This window comes from Ruegeria sp. BHSB064 (assembly GCF_059613205.1).
In genome coordinates this window covers 1-14387 of record NZ_JBXWSB010000113.1, presented here as the reverse complement: position 1 = coordinate 14387, position 14387 = coordinate 1, and the positions used below count along the sequence as shown (strand labels likewise).

At 54.4% G+C, this 14387-nt stretch carries 10 protein-coding genes and 2 pseudogenes; 1 reads left to right on the top strand and 11 read right to left on the bottom strand.

The annotated features are described in order from the left end of the window. Positions 1-319: 319 nt before the first annotated feature. Positions 320-1657, top strand: a complete 1338-nt coding sequence (locus AC2FNU_RS20060; protein ID WP_496791815.1) for an adenylate/guanylate cyclase domain-containing protein — start codon at positions 320-322, stop codon at positions 1655-1657. A gap of 159 nt (positions 1658-1816) precedes the next feature. On the opposite strand, the pseudogene AC2FNU_RS20055 reads toward AC2FNU_RS20060, so the two are convergent. From AC2FNU_RS20055 to AC2FNU_RS20005, 11 genes and pseudogenes are all read right to left on the bottom strand, one after another. Beyond that, positions 1817-2053, bottom strand: a pseudogene (locus tag AC2FNU_RS20055) (IS110 family transposase); the annotation flags it as partial. A 240-nt stretch (positions 2054-2293) separates the two neighbouring features. Continuing rightward, positions 2294-3325 (bottom strand): L-glyceraldehyde 3-phosphate reductase, encoded by a 1032-nt coding sequence (gene mgrA / locus AC2FNU_RS20050; RefSeq protein WP_425079703.1) that lies wholly within the window; start codon positions 3323-3325, stop codon positions 2294-2296. A 559-nt stretch (positions 3326-3884) separates the two neighbouring features. Then, positions 3885-5159: a glycosyltransferase gene (locus AC2FNU_RS20045; RefSeq protein ID WP_496791814.1), complete on the bottom strand. Its 1275-nt coding sequence runs from the start codon at positions 5157-5159 to the stop codon at positions 3885-3887. A 35-nt stretch (positions 5160-5194) separates the two neighbouring features. After that, positions 5195-5929, bottom strand: a complete 735-nt coding sequence (locus tag AC2FNU_RS20040; protein ID WP_496791813.1) for an HAD-IIB family hydrolase — start codon at positions 5927-5929, stop codon at positions 5195-5197. Then, positions 5926-7476: a hypothetical protein gene (locus tag AC2FNU_RS20035; RefSeq protein ID WP_496791812.1), complete on the bottom strand. Its 1551-nt coding sequence runs from the start codon at positions 7474-7476 to the stop codon at positions 5926-5928. The genes AC2FNU_RS20040 and AC2FNU_RS20035 overlap by 4 nt, the downstream gene beginning before the upstream one ends. 457 nt (positions 7477-7933) lie before the next feature. Further along, positions 7934-8641, bottom strand: a complete 708-nt coding sequence (urtE, locus tag AC2FNU_RS20030; RefSeq protein WP_496791811.1) for an urea ABC transporter ATP-binding subunit UrtE — start codon at positions 8639-8641, stop codon at positions 7934-7936. After that, positions 8631-9371: an urea ABC transporter ATP-binding protein UrtD gene (gene urtD / locus AC2FNU_RS20025; RefSeq protein ID WP_496791810.1), complete on the bottom strand. Its 741-nt coding sequence runs from the start codon at positions 9369-9371 to the stop codon at positions 8631-8633. Before urtD ends, urtE begins: the two co-directional genes overlap by 11 nt. Beyond that, complete coding sequence (gene urtC, locus AC2FNU_RS20020; protein WP_496791809.1) at positions 9368-10621, bottom strand: urea ABC transporter permease subunit UrtC; 1254 nt, start codon at positions 10619-10621, stop codon at positions 9368-9370. The genes urtD and urtC overlap by 4 nt, the downstream gene beginning before the upstream one ends. A gap of 10 nt (positions 10622-10631) precedes the next feature. Beyond that, complete coding sequence (urtB, locus tag AC2FNU_RS20015; protein WP_496791808.1) at positions 10632-12587, bottom strand: urea ABC transporter permease subunit UrtB; 1956 nt, start codon at positions 12585-12587, stop codon at positions 10632-10634. 62 nt (positions 12588-12649) lie between these two features. Then, on the bottom strand, positions 12650-13924 hold the full coding sequence (gene urtA / locus AC2FNU_RS20010) for an urea ABC transporter substrate-binding protein (protein ID WP_496791807.1): 1275 nt from the start codon (positions 13922-13924) through the stop codon (positions 12650-12652). 365 nt (positions 13925-14289) lie between these two features. Then, positions 14290-14387, bottom strand: a pseudogene (locus AC2FNU_RS20005) (IS5/IS1182 family transposase); the annotation flags it as partial.

Here is a 14387-nt window from a genome sequence, read left to right as displayed (position 1 = left end):
GGAATACCTGCAAAACTGAGTGTTTTTCTTCGCACAAAAGTTACGTCGCTGTCCTGCCTTGGCTAGCCCGGCTATAACCAGAAAGAGACTATTGTTTGTCAACGCGGTCTCCAGTCGGGTCTTTATTGCTAGGTTGTTTTGGTCCTCAGAGGGGTTTGGGTCAAAAATGGGTGCGCTTCATCCGCGTTTTTTCGCTCGTTGGTCAGGAAGGCATGAATGTCAATCACGATACACTTTGATATCGTTCAAATTGGAAGCAAAAGCCTCTTCGACTTGCGATGGCAGTGTTTGACTTAATTCCCATTCGGCGGAGCCAGATTTGACCGAAATCGACGCGCAAAAATTCGCAATGGAGGCCGAAAGAAGACTCACAAAGGCCGAACAGCGCGGACTACGCCTGGCGATTGCCTGTCGCACCTTCATTACCGCTGCAGCGTTTTTCTGGTACTTGGGGTCAACACTGTTGTTTCCTGAATTCAGTACGCGCCCAGTCACGACTTTCGCGTTGTTCGCGTTCACTGCAATTGGTGTCACCCATCTCGTGTTGATTGGCACCAGCTATGACAGGCCGTGGATCAAATATACCGTTTACGCACTGGATTCACTGGCGATCTGTTCACTTTTTGCGCTCGTACCCATCAGCAGGGCCGACGACGTGCCACAGATCATCGCGTTCCGCGCTTATGGAATATACTACCTCTTTCCGATTGTAGCATTGTCGTGCCTCAGCCTCTCCTGGCGTCTTGTGCTCTGGACTGGCGGCCTTTGCGTGCTTGGATGGTGGGCGGCATTCATTTGGGTCACGTTGCCGATGGAACGGACGTTGTCATGGGCAGATATGTCTGCGATGGCCACCCGCGAAACCTACGAGACTGTGTTTCTTTCAATTGACTTCATAGGCCGTGGCAATCGCATCGAAGAATCCGGAATGCTACTTTTCGCGACATGCATACTGGCAATTGCTGTATTCAGGAGCCGAGCGGTCTTCTTCGCGCAAGTTGAAGCTGATCTGGAACGCGGTCGGGAGCGCGCAAAGCGACAACATGTCTCGGACCTTCTTGGCAAATACCTGCCGGAAGCAATTGCGAAGAAGCTCATTGACGACAACGCGCCGCTGAAACCTCAGAAATCGTTTGGTACGGCGCTCGTGATGGATATTGCTGGGTTCACTAGATTTTCCTCACAACATTCCCCGGACGAAGTGATCAGACGTCTCGATGTCTTTCTCACGGGCGCGACCGAGGATGTTTCAGCCGAAAATGGGATCGTGATTTCTTATCTTGGCGACGGATTCCTTGTCACATTTAACGCACCGGTCAAAGTCAAATCGCCTGCGAACGCTGCGATAAGAACTGCCGAGGCCTTGCACGCGACCGCGGCCAGGCATGGATTTTCAATCCGGATTGGCATCGCAAGCGGAGAGCTCGTCACAGGCACGATCGGGTCCGACACCCGTCAGTCTTTCACCGTGTACGGAGACCCCGTCAATCTAGCCTCTAGGTTAGAGGCGAAGTGCAAATCGCTCGGTGCGGCGATGCTTTTGAATGCCGCGACCAATGACGCTCTGCCGGGGATCGATCGACTACAAAGCTTTGGTTCAGTTGAGATAAATGGTCTGGCCGAACCTGTCGCCGTGTTTGGTAGCGACAAACAGTGATTAGTGCCAAAAGAAAGAATCTGTCCAGAAATGAATGGCTGCACTGCGGGCTGCATTCGCAGCGCCGCGAATAGGCGTCAAACGTCGGCTTCTCTAATTGGGCGTTTGGGTCAAGCTCGTTTTCCTTCTTTTGTCGGGATCATTGTCTCTCATCCGGGTCACGCTATTGGCCGGGATCAAACGAACATCATGTCCGAGAGCGCTCAGTTGGCGCGCCCAGTAGTGGCTCGAACTGCAAGCTTCCATTCCTACCAAGCAAGCTGGAAGGTCTTCAAAGAAAGTCAAAAGCTGCGCCCACCTTATCGCGCGATTGAAAACAACATCGCCGTTTTCAGCAATGCCATGGACTTGCAAGATGTTCTTAGCGAGATCTATACCAATTGTTGTAACCTGCATTGGGTGGCTCCTCTAATAGCAGTCATGACAACTGCACTATGGCGCATTGCAACGCCGGTTGGAGCAGGAGCCATCCACCCCATCAGGTTCGACGGGCCGCGCCGCAGCATTGAGTTCAGGTCATCAATGTCCGGATTGGGCCGGTTAGTCTTGATAGTTATTTAGCCGAGCTGCAGAAGCTGCAGCCGCCAATGACCTCAAGTTCCAAATGTTCTCGGGTTTTAGCAATTATAAGATTGGTCATTCTGTTTCTGACGACCTTGCCCATAAATTGATATCTTCTTCCGAACTGATTTCATCGATCTTTTTCAACTCGTCAGAACTGAAGTCGAGATTATCAACAACGCCTGCGCAGTCGACGATCTGTTCCGGCCGGGACGCGCCGATAAGTGCGGTGGTCACGCGCCCACCTCTGAGTACCCAGGCCAGAGCCATTTGCGCCAGAGTCTGACCACGAGCTTCGGCCATGTCGTTCAGAGCACGGACACTTGCCAGAGATCGCTCGTTAATCATGCCATCGAGCAGCGACTTTCCTTGTGTGGCACGGCTGCCATCCGGAATATCGCGCAGGTATTTCGACGTAAGAATTCCTTGTGCCAGGGGCGTGAAGGCAATCGATCCTACCCCAAGATCGTCAAGGGTATCGAGCAAACCGTCCCGCTCCACCCAACGGTTGAGCAGATTGTAAGAAGGCTGGTGAATCAGACAAGGTGTCCCAAGATCGTTGAGAATCTTCACCGCCTCGCGCGTGCGTTGGGAGTTGTAGCTCGAGATACCTGCGTAGAGCGCGCGACCCGACCGTACGATATGATCCAAGGCACCCATTGTCTCTTCGAGCGGGGTGTCGGGGTCAAAGCGGTGGGAATAAAAAATGTCGACATAATCAAGCCCCATGCGCGCGAGTGATTGGTCACAGGACGCAATCATGTACTTGCGCGACCCCCATTCTCCGTAAGGTCCCGGCCACATGTCGTAGCCTGCTTTGGAGGAAATGATCAGCTCATCCCTGTAACCCGCGAAATCCGTTTTGAGGATCTCGCCAAATGCCTCTTCGGCTGAACCGGGTGGTGGACCGTAGTTGTTCGCCAGATCAAAGTGAGTGATCCCATGGTCGAACGCTGCACGACACATGGCGCGCTTGTTTTCGTGCGGTGAGTCTGCACCGAAATTGTGCCACAGCCCCAAGCTGACAACAGGGAGCTTAATACCGGACCGCCCACATCGCCGATACACCATCCGCTCGTAGCGGTCTGGCTCTGGGGTGTACGGCATGGGTTTTGGCTTTGGCGGTCGTTGAGCTTTGGTCATGCGCACATAATCAATGGATTGTCGGGCCTGTCAAACGGATCACCTCCAGTAAGATCGACACGAGTTTCAGCGCGTCCAGGATGGGTGCTTATGGTTGGTCTTACTTCAAGCACTAAAGTCTTACGATTTGATCGATTGCATTCGGTACCGCCGCATAGACGCCGCGAAAGTCTGCAAACCGGGCTGCAACCGCAGCATCAATATGGCGGATTGGATGTCGGCTCTGGGCCGCCAAGAGCTCAGTTCTCGCAACAGCCGCAAATGTTAGGGTGAACATCTGTGATTGTTGTTTCGCGCAGGCGGTCCGCAAGGCTTTGTTCAGTATCATCGAGGACTTCTGCAACGCAAATTTGCAGGTCTGTCTCTACGCTGCCGTGTGAAGATCGGTGCCACGTCTCGATACAAGCCTTTCGTCCGACGCCAAGTAAACGTCTGCACGCGTGATACTGACCGCGGATTTGGTGAAAGACAGAAATTTCCAACAATCATTTATACGGCAAAAAGGAATTCGACAGAGCCGAATTCAAAGCACTGATTGATACTTGCCCCGGAAAGTTTCGAAAACCCCGATCGTTCGGCGCGCAATACCTGTCCAGCCAAATGTTCGGCGGGCGAATCTTGCGCCTTCTACCATGAGTTTCTCTCGCAACCAGGGGTGCTGCATGGGCATACTTACCATTGCAGCAAACTCTTGCGGGCGCGTTGGGTCGGCTATTAGCGCGTGACGACCAAACTCGACTTGTTCGAAAAGACCACCACGCGTGGTCAGGACCGTTGGTGTCCCGCTCGACATAGCCTCTACAGCGGTCATTCCGAAAGGCTCATAGCGTGACGGAAGCGCAAAAACTCCTGGCGCACGGTAATAGTTGGCAAGATCGTCATCCTCCACGTACCCGCGCCAATCGACAAAATCCGCGACCCCCAAATCCGCGGCCTGTTTCTTCCAGCTATCGATCAACTTTTTATCATCGCTTGAATTTGCTCCAGCCGCGAGAACCAGGCGGGCGTTCGGTTGCAAAGCCAGCAAATGCGGCATCGCTTGTATGATCAGGTCGTATCCCTTGTTCGTTGCAGCACGGCCCACGACATAGACGTCATTGTGGGACATATTCAGCCTTTGGCGAATTTCGGCAACCTGCGTCGGCGTCACAGCAGTAAACCGCTGTTCATCAATGCCTGGAGGAATCATGGATATGTGCTCGCTTGGAAGGTCGTAGTGATCTTCGATCAACTGAACCTGCTGCTCACTTGTTGCAATAACGTGATCGCAGCTACGGTATAGCACGAATTCTTTTTGAATGCGTTCCTCAAAACGGTAGTTCGCTGCTTTGCCTTCTCCGAGGCTTTTCATATCCTTGGCTTTCCACCAGCCCAGAGAATGTGGCGTGTGAACATGGGGTATCTGCAGTTCTTCGGCGATTTTTTGGCCTGCAAAACCTGCGTCCCAGTAATGGCTGTTCACCACATCGTAGGATAACCCGTGTTTTCGAATTGCGGCCAAAAGGTTGGAAACAAAATCCCCATACCAGTCGTGCATATCCTCCTTGCGAATGAAATCGGTCCCGCCGAAAGGGATGCGCCATACTCTCAAGTTCTCATTTATCCGGTCTTCGGCAGCCTGATCTTCAAACCGCCGTGTCACGACATCCACTGTGTAGCCAAGGCGCGCAAACCGTTTGGCAAGTTCCATCACAAAGACGACCTGTCCACCAGTGTCCGGTTTTCCAAGTTCGGGTGAACCCGCCACGTAGCCGTGCAGCGAGATCATCAATAGCGAACCTGAATTGTCGTTGCTCATATTAGCTGCATCCCTTTTGCAGGTTGTGCTGTAGTCTATAACACGCCAAAGTGCCGAAGTCCTTCGTGCACGCCTGCTGCGTACTCCCTCGTCGCGTGAAAAAATGAAGCGGGCCCCAACGCATCGATCAATTCTCGTCGTGCGTTTCCAACGACAATGCGGTTAGGCGCCGCAAGAAGCATATCCAGATCATTGCCACTGTCCCCAGCAACAACCAAGTTATCGAGTTGAATCCCGAAATGGCTGGCAACGAAAAGGGTTGCCGCTGCCTTGCCCGCGCCTTTGGGCAAAACGTCAAAGTCGTCACGACCAGACACGATAACATCGCAATCGACCCCTGCCTTAGACAAAGTCCTGCGCGCCTCAGCTTGAGCCTTTTGCGGGACAGCAAAGCTGACCTTGCGCTCTGTTTGAAAAATTCGGTTGTGTGGAAGATGGCCGAGGTCCGCGAGAACTGAAAAAACAATGTCATGCGGCCAACCGGAAAACCGGGCCTCCCACGCTGACAGTCTGGTTCCTTCAACCAAAATTTCTGTTCCCAGGGCAGTGATGACCGCATTGGGGCGCAGTGTATCAGGAAAGTCGTTCGCAAGAGTGGTCGCGACACTGGCCGCAGGCCGGCTGGAATTGACGGCAAACGTCACGTTCTTTCCCGCATCTTTCAGCGCTAAGGCAAGTTCCAGCAGTGCGTCCGCATCACCGGTCAAGGTATCATCGATATCACTTACCAGTAGCCATCGACGAGGCCATTGGTTCGACACACCATTCATGAGGCTGCCGGCGAGTCGGCTGCCGGCATTTTTAGTTCCGAATGGCGGGTCGAGGTATAGACCGTTTCCTCCTCGCTAACCGATCGCAACAGCCGTTCTATCTTAATCCCGTCAAGCTTGAGCTGCGCAGATTCCGAATAAAATCCGACGTGCCCCGTTAGGAACGCATCATCGACGACGCATAATGTAACCTGACCCCCAATCGAGAATTCGATATACGTACCATGCAAGACCACTTCGATCTCCCATTCTTGCTTTGCATTGTCGGTGACAAAATTACCGCTTTGCAGAGTTTCATAGTCGAAGGCGTTTTCGAATTCGGGACGCGGGTTGGCCCCCCAGCGCCTGATCTGGGCGTACCCTTTCACAAGGTCAAGCGACAGGTAGTACCCATCTCCTTCCTCAGAGCAGCGTAGGACCAGCCCGCACTTGCCGAGACCTTCAAGTTGTATGCGTGCGCGCAAACGAAAATCCTCGTGCTCACCTGGCAATAGAAATGCCTCGAAGCCGCTTGGACAAGTCACGTGAACGCTCCCATTGTCGCCGTGGATCGATGCATACGGATTCCTGAACATCGCGTCGAATTCTGCGGGATGAGTCACCTCAAAAGGACTGTGTGTGTTCGCATTGAAACCACGAAACGAACGCAATATCAGACGCCCTGCGTCATCCGTGGTCAATTCCTTGGGCGGCGGCAGAAGGCGCGTAGTGACTTCTTTACCGTAGGAAATCACTCGTCGCTGAAAAAAGTTGAAAAGCAGGAGCCGGTCATCCACATAACAAATCCGCGCCGCATAGTTTCCCTCAGGCAACAGGACATTGTCAGCAAAGTTCTTGTAAGGCCCTTCAATATCGTCTGCGTACCAATACCTGATTTTCGTATCCTCACGGATCGATCCGATTAGGTAATAGCGTCCGTCGATTTGAACAAGATTGGGAACTTCAACATCGTCATATAGCCTTGGATAGCAAAGGGGCGGGCCAAATTCGAAAGTGTCTGGCGCAGTTTCACGGGCGACGCCAACACAGCCACGGCGGACAATCGGACCTTCATTGACCCGCGCGGAAGACAGGAGCAAACGCTCGCCCGTTGCCTGGTCGCAAAAGAAGAAAGGGTCCCGAAAACTTACCCAATTCCGGCCTTCATCGACGCTCGATTCATACCACCTCCCAGAGATCTCGAGTGGGTATGAGCCATTGTCGCATCTCTCCCACGTATAAAGATCGTCCGATCTGGCACAGCCTACCCGTTGAACTCGACCATATTCACTGCGTGTCAGCCCGGTGTAGAACATCCGCCACGAACCTTCGCGTTCGGGATCCGGAGTCACGTGCATGGTCCATAGCATGTCGTCGTCCCAAGTGCCCGGATCTCCAACAAACAGTGCGTTTCGAACACGACGCCAGGTCATGCCATCCTTACTGACTGCATGAGCAATGAAATCGTGGTTCGGTAACACTAAGTGAAAAAGATGGTAGAGTCCGTCGTGATAGACAACGTCGACATCGCCGATATCGGACTGCAAAAATCCATGTGAAGCGTACATTGCTTTAGAATGTCGTAGGTATTGTCGCTATGCAACATGTCAGAATCGAAAGCGCTTTGTGATGCCGCACAAGCAATGTGACCTGCACAGGATGTAGGCAAGCTTCAAACTGAGACAATCAGGCATCCAAGTCTCGATGTTTGTCTTTAGCGCACTGTTTTGTTGCAAGTTTCAGTATTTTCCAACGAACATGCTGTCTTATCCTCCAAGAAATAGTCGATTTGTTGGATTCCGCTTGTCTGCTTAAGTGAGGGCTAGAAGCCTTCGATCATCGCTCAAATGAAAAGAACTGTCGTTTGCCTGGAACCAAAAATCGCACCCGCAGCGAAGGTCGGCAAGGCGGGCTGCAGACATTGCATTCAGTTGCTGTGCACATGGTCGGCTCTGGGCCGCGTTTCAATTTTCAGGGATCGACGTAGCCGATTTAGCTGAGAACATTCACTTTTGTTTTGCCATCTCAAACCGAAACTGCCGTTTTTAGCTGGTACTTCTCAACTTGGGATTTGCACCCTTGCAGGTAAGGTGTCCCGCGTTCAAGAACCAAGAATCTGTCGCCAAGTGCATACGCAAAATCAAAGTATTGTTCGACTAGGACAATTGCCATATCGCCTTGATCGCGCAGCATTCGAATGACTTCTCCTATTTGCTTAATTATGTTGGGCTGTATGCCCTCGGTCGGCTCGTCCAACAGCAAGAGCTTTGGCTTTGTGATCAACGCACGTGCAATGGCAAGCTGCTGCTGTTGACCACCCGACAGATCGCCCCCGCGCCGCGACAGGAACTCTTTGAGGATCGGGAAAAGATCAAAGATATATTCGGGGATGGTGTGATCGCTGCGGGGCAGGCAGGCAAAGCCGGTTTCGAGGTTTTCGCGCACCGTCAAAAACGGGAAAATCTCGCGCCCTTGCGGGACGTATGCCACGCCTTTTCTGGCGAGCTCGAAGGACGTGGCATTGCCTATCTCTTCGCCGTTCAGCACATAGTCGCCACCGCTGCGCGGATGCGTGCCGGATATCGCTTTCAAAAGGCTTGTTTTTCCAACGCCGTTTGTGCCCATCACGCAGGTCACCTGACCCTGACGCGCGGTGATGTCGACGCCGTTCAAGATCTGGCTGCCGCCATAGTGCAGAGTCAAATCGGAGATGTTTAGAAGGTCAGCGGCCAAGATAAACCTCAATTACTTTTTCGTTCCGGGTGACATGGTCCAACGATCCTTCGGCCAGAACCGACCCTTCGTGCAACACGGTGACTTTGCAGTTCAGGCGACGGACAAACTCCATATCGTGTTCGACAACAACGACGGCCCTGGTTTTGGCCGCTTCGACAAGAATGTCGGTCGTATGCTTGCGCTCTGCTGGGGTCATCCCGGCCGCGGGCTCGTCGACCAGCAGCAATTGCGGGTCCTGAGCCAGCAGCATCCCGATCTCGAGCCATTGCTTTTGCCCGTGGCTGAGTTCACCGGCTTTGCGGTCCAAGGCACTCTGCAATCCGATTTCCTCGGCCAGCGATGCAACTTTCTCATGATCTTCCTGACGCGCCCGGAACCGTAGCACGGCCAACGGCCCGCGTTTGTTTTTCAGGGCAAGCATCAAGTTTTCGCGAACGCTTTGATCTTCGAACACAGTCGGTCGCTGGAACTTTCTTCCCACTCCGGCCTGCGCGATCTGGCTTTCGCTCATGGACAGGAGTGAGACAGATTTTTCGCCCCACAGAACGTGACCATCATCCGGCTTGGTCTTGCCCGTGATGATGTCCATGAACGTCGTCTTTCCCGCCCCGTTCGGGCCGATGACGGCGCGCATTTCGGCCGGACCGATTTGGAATGTCAGGTTGTTTATCGCCTTGAACCCGTCGAAGGATACGGAGACGCCGGAGACTTCGAGAAGCGTGCTCATTCATTCGCCTCCTTTTCGCACAACGATCCAAGGTCTGGTCCCAGGTCGGCCCCATGTCGATCCGGTGCGCGGCGTTCCGTAAGCTTGTCGATCAGTCCCCCTATGCCGCGGGGCGCGAAAAGCGTGACCGCAACAAACGAGAACCCAAGCAGGATGGTCCACCAATCGACCCATTGGATCGTGTAGAACCCCAGCGAGATGTCGGGGGCCTGCCCGCCCGTGAACCATGTCGACAGCAACGAGACAAAGGCCGCACCGATCACCGCCCCGTACAGCCGTCCGCGCCCGCCGATCGCCACCCAAACGGCCAGATAGATTGACGCAATGGGCGCAATTTCGGCCGGGTTAATGATGCCCGCCTGTGGATAGTACAAAGCTCCCGCGATACCACAGATCACGGCGGTGAAGGTAAAGATGAAAAGCTTGTAGGCCTCGACCGAGTATCCAAGGAACCGGACGCGGCTTTCGTCGTCGCGGATGGCGCGAATAACCGATCCGAATTTGCCAGACACCACCCATGCGCAGACAAGGTAGCCAAGGCCTAGCGCCAAGGCGGACGCCCAGAAGAACAGGATCGAAACCGTTGATTGCGGCACGGAGTCCAGCCCTGGCAGGTTCTGCAGCCCCGACAAACCGTTGTTCCCGCGCAACCCGCTGTCGTTCTGGAACAGGTACAGGGACAGCGCCAGCGTCATCGCCTGCGTCAGGATCGACAGGTAAACCCCGGTCACCCGGCTGCGAAACGCCAGCCACCCAAAGATAAGTGCCAGAAGACCGGGCACCAACACGACGGCAGCCAGTTGCAGCGGCAGGGAATGTGCAAAAGCCCAGATCGGGGGGAACTCGGATGCGCCGACAACGCCGAAAATCTGGGTGGCAATGCCATCCGAGATTTCCTGGGCCGTCGGCGGCAAGGCAGAGGCCGCGAGGCTGTCGACCACGATAATCTCGGTACGGGCGTACATCAGCCACATACCGATGGCATAGCCGCCAATGCCAAAGAACGCCATGTGCCCCAGCGACAGGATACCTGTGTATCCCCACACCAGATCCATCGCCAGTGCAGCAAGACACAGGCACAGCGTTTTGCCCAAAGTTTTGATAAAGCTGGTGGAAATCAGCCCGATGCCAAACCCTTCGCCCAAAACGGTGATGATTGCAGTAAACAGGGACAGGAAGATCAGAAAGATCGCGACAGAGGGATAGCGCAGCACCAGTGGCTTGCGTATCGGTTCGACTGTAGAAGTCATGTCAACCATATCACGCTTTCGCCGCCCGACCTTTGAGCGCGATGATGCCGCGCGGTCGGAATTGAATGAACAGGATGATGAAAAGGATCATGTAGGTCTGCGCCGCCAGCGTATTGGACGGGTTGAACCACTCGATCCCCTTTTGCAGCGTTCCAACCATCGTCGCGCCCAGCAGCGTGCCCCAGATGTTGCCAACGCCGCCGACGACCACCGTCATAAAACTTTGCACGATGTAGTCAGAGCCCATCTCGGACGTGACTTTGGCGTACAGACCGATGGCCACGCCGGCGATGCCAGCAATGCCCGAGCCCAGACCGAACGTCAACATGTTGATCCGGTCCGGGTTGATCCCCATCGAGGATGCCATGCGGTTGTTCTGGGTTACGGCCCTCACCTCAAGCCCCAGCCGAGTTCGGTTCATGACGATAAGGAATAGCGACAGAAACAGCAGCGCCAGAACGAAGATCGCGATGCGGATGTAGCTGATCGACACGATGTCGTTCAGAACCATCGACCCATCCAACCATGCCGGAGCCGTCAGAGGACGCGCCTGCGTGCCGAATATATTCTTGGCCAGTTGCTGCAAGGCAATGGAAACGCCGAAGGTTGCCAGCAACGTCTCTAGCGGGCGGTGATACAGCCACCGAATGACCAGCCGCTCCAGCAGAACTCCGGCCCCGAAGGTCACGAGAAACGCACAGGGAATGGCCACAAGTATCGAAAGCGTCAGGTCAGGAATGAACAACTGCACCACATAGCCGGTATAGGCGCCCATCATGATAAACTCACCATGCGCCATATTGATCACGCCCATGACCCCGAAGGTGATCGCAAGACCGATCGCCGCGAGGAAATAGATCGAGGCCAGAGACAGCGCGTCCAACACCAGATCCGCTGTCTGGTTCAAAGCAACCTGCGTTTCGATGTTGTCCAAAGCCGCCTGCGCAGCAAGAGCTATGGGCAGGGGGGTTGAGACGTAAACCTTGAAAAACTTATGCTTTTGAACAGTTTCGGCAATATCTTCCTGTGTCACCAGCGGGGTCGCAAGACCTTGCTGGGCCAACACCTGATACGCGGCCTCTCGGGCGGCGTCCTCGTCAAGGCTCGCCACTTGCACACCCGCAACGGTATCGCCGTTTATGTTGGCGATCAGGGTTTGCTTTACCGCTGCGGCATCCACCGGTTCCGGGGCCAACCCATTTGCGACAAGAAGTTTATAGGCCTGGTCCTGCGTCAACTCGTCTGATCCGACCTCAATGCCAACCGCACCGTCCGGGATTTGATCTGCGACCTTGATTTCGGATGAAACCAAAGGATTGAGCGTTGCCCTGACATCAACACCCAGATCGCCGGCAAAGCTGTCGATTGCAGCAAGCCTCGCAGCCTCATCCTCATCAAAGCGAATGGTGAGCAAGCGTTCCAACCGGTCTTTGCGCGCCTTGAGGTCGGCGTCTTGTTCAGCTTCGATGGAACCCCGCAGGGCAGACAGGTGCGACGCCTCGGCGTCTCGCTCAATCGCTGTCAAAGCAGCGTCGCGTGTCCTGGGATTGGGGTCGTTCAGCTGAAACTGTACCAGCGCAGACGCGATCAACCCGCGAATACCAGAATTGGGTTTGAGTTGTTTGTATTCCTTCTTATCGACAACTCCGATCTCGACACCGTCAGATACATCAAAAATCTGCAACCCACCGTCAGCCTTTGAGGCAAAGACAAAAAGACCGTTTTCTTTGTTGAACCACATGTCCTTGGCCTGCCAACGCTCCAGAACGGTCTGCGCTTCCGGCAGTCCACTTTGCGCCAACGCGTCAATCGCGGGGCCAATCGTCTTGCGAGAGGATTTCTGGATCACCTCCGCGTGGGACTGCAATATCTGCTGAACCGGGGCGTCTGCGGATTGCGCTTGCAAAAGGGTAGGGGCCACAAGGACCAGCAGGGCAAGCACTGCCCGCCTGAACAGAAGCGTCATTTAGGAAGACCTTTGTTTTGAGCCTCGGGGCACAACTCGTGCGCCCCGAGGAATTCAGGTTCTTAGTAGTTGGACTTGATCTGTACGCAGCTCTCAGTTTCGGTGTTGTACATACCGCAACCCAGCTGTTTCCAATCCGACACGAGAATGGCAGATTCAGGCAAATAGTCGGTCCAGGCGTCGCCCGGAACTTCTTCTGTCTGGCTGATGATGTCGAACTGACCGTCTTCCTGGATTTCTCCGATCAGAACCGGCTTGGCCAGATGGTGGTTGGGCAACATCACAGCGGTGCCGCCTGTCAGGTTCGGGAATTCCTGACCGTACATGGCGGTCCGAACGGCGTCGACATCGGTGGTGTCGGCAGCAATCGCCGCGTTCACCCACATATTGAAGCCGATGTAGTGGGCCTCCATCGGGTCGTTGGTCACACGGTCTTCACCCATGCGGGCTTTCCACGCTTCGACCCATGCCTCGTTCGCATCGCTTTCGGCCGACTGGAAATAGTTCCAGGCCGCCAGGTGACCGACGAGGTTGGTGGTATCCAGACCGGCCAACTCTTCCTCACCGACCGAGAAGGCGACAACCGGAATGTCGTCAGCCGAGATACCGGCGGCAGCAAGTTCCTTGTAGAAACCGACGTTCGCATCGCCATTGATGGTCGAAATCACTCCGACTTTCTTGCCGTCTGCGCCAAGCGCGACCACGTCGGCCACAATCTTGGACCAGTCCGAATGACCGAACGGCGTGTAGTTAACGAAAATGTCCTCTTCCGCGATGCCCTTTTGCTTCAGATAGCTTTCGAGGATGTTGTTCGTGGTTCGCGGATAGACGTAGTCGGTTCCCAGCAGCGCGAATTTTTCTACTTCCAGCTCATCCAAGAAGTAATCCGTGGCTGGGATCGCCTGCTGGTTCGGCGCGGCACCTGTGTAGAATACGTTTTTCGAGCTTTCTTCGCCCTCGTACTGAACCGGATAGAACAGCAGTCCATTCAATTCTTCGATTACCGGCAGGACGGATTTGCGGGAAACAGAAGTCCAGTTGCCAAAGATCACATCAACTTCATGCACTGTCAGCAACTCACGCGCCTTTTCGGCAAACAGTGGCCAGTCCGAGGCCGGGTCTACAACGACGGCTTCAAGCTCGCACCCCAAAAGACCACCGGCTTCGTTTTGCTGTTCGACTAGCATTTCCATTGTGTCTTTCAGCGTCGTTTCCGAAATGGCCATGGTGCCAGACAACGAATGAAGGACGCCAATCTTGATCGGGCAATCGGCCAGTGCAGGCAATGAACTGGCCAACAGGACTGCGGCGGTTGTGGTGAGAAGTTTGGTGTGCATCAGCATTTCCTTTTATGCGACGCGCAGCAGGGTTGTTCGGGGCGCCGAAACGTCCCATATACCCCCCACGCATAATTGCGGTGTGCGAGGGCGTCTTCAGGTTCCTAGGCCGGGCACCTTCGCACATGTTCCAAGCCGTCTTGCGGCACTCCATAGTGCTAGGACAGTTCTCCCATGCGTTCAGAGTCTCATTGTCCAAGTGCTTGGATTGATTCAGGGTGTTGCTCAAATATGCGGCAATGCAGCACTATCCGCTTAACAATGCGGCATTGCAGCGAGGCGGTTCTTTATGCGCCACCTAGGATCAATAGGTTGCACTGATCCAAATACCGCTTGGCAGTGCTACGTGCCGCTAGGGTCAGGACTCATAGCCAGTATATGACGAGCGCTGCGAGTGCGACGGCGGACAAGAAGACCTTGGGGCACCTGTCATAGCGGGTTGCTACACGCCGCCAATCCTTCA

Bases quoted from the DNA above. Each gene is read 5' to 3' on its own strand.
- urtB (WP_496791808.1), bottom strand. From the start codon at position 12,587: ATGACGCTTCTGTTCAGGCGGGCAGTGCTTGCCCTGCTGGTCCTTGTG.
- AC2FNU_RS20045 (WP_496791814.1), bottom strand. From the start codon at position 5,159: ATGAGCAACGACAATTCAGGTTCGCTATTGATGATCTCGCTGCACGGC.
- urtC (WP_496791809.1), bottom strand. From the start codon at position 10,621: ATGACTTCTACAGTCGAACCGATACGCAAGCCACTGGTGCTGCGCTAT.
- AC2FNU_RS20040 (WP_496791813.1), bottom strand. From the start codon at position 5,929: ATGAATGGTGTGTCGAACCAATGGCCTCGTCGATGGCTACTGGTAAGT.
- mgrA (WP_425079703.1), bottom strand. From the start codon at position 3,325: ATGCCGTACACCCCAGAGCCAGACCGCTACGAGCGGATGGTGTATCGG.
- urtA (WP_496791807.1), bottom strand. From the start codon at position 13,924: ATGCACACCAAACTTCTCACCACAACCGCCGCAGTCCTGTTGGCCAGT.
- AC2FNU_RS20035 (WP_496791812.1), bottom strand. From the start codon at position 7,476: ATGTACGCTTCACATGGATTTTTGCAGTCCGATATCGGCGATGTCGAC.
- urtD (WP_496791810.1), bottom strand. From the start codon at position 9,371: ATGAGCACGCTTCTCGAAGTCTCCGGCGTCTCCGTATCCTTCGACGGG.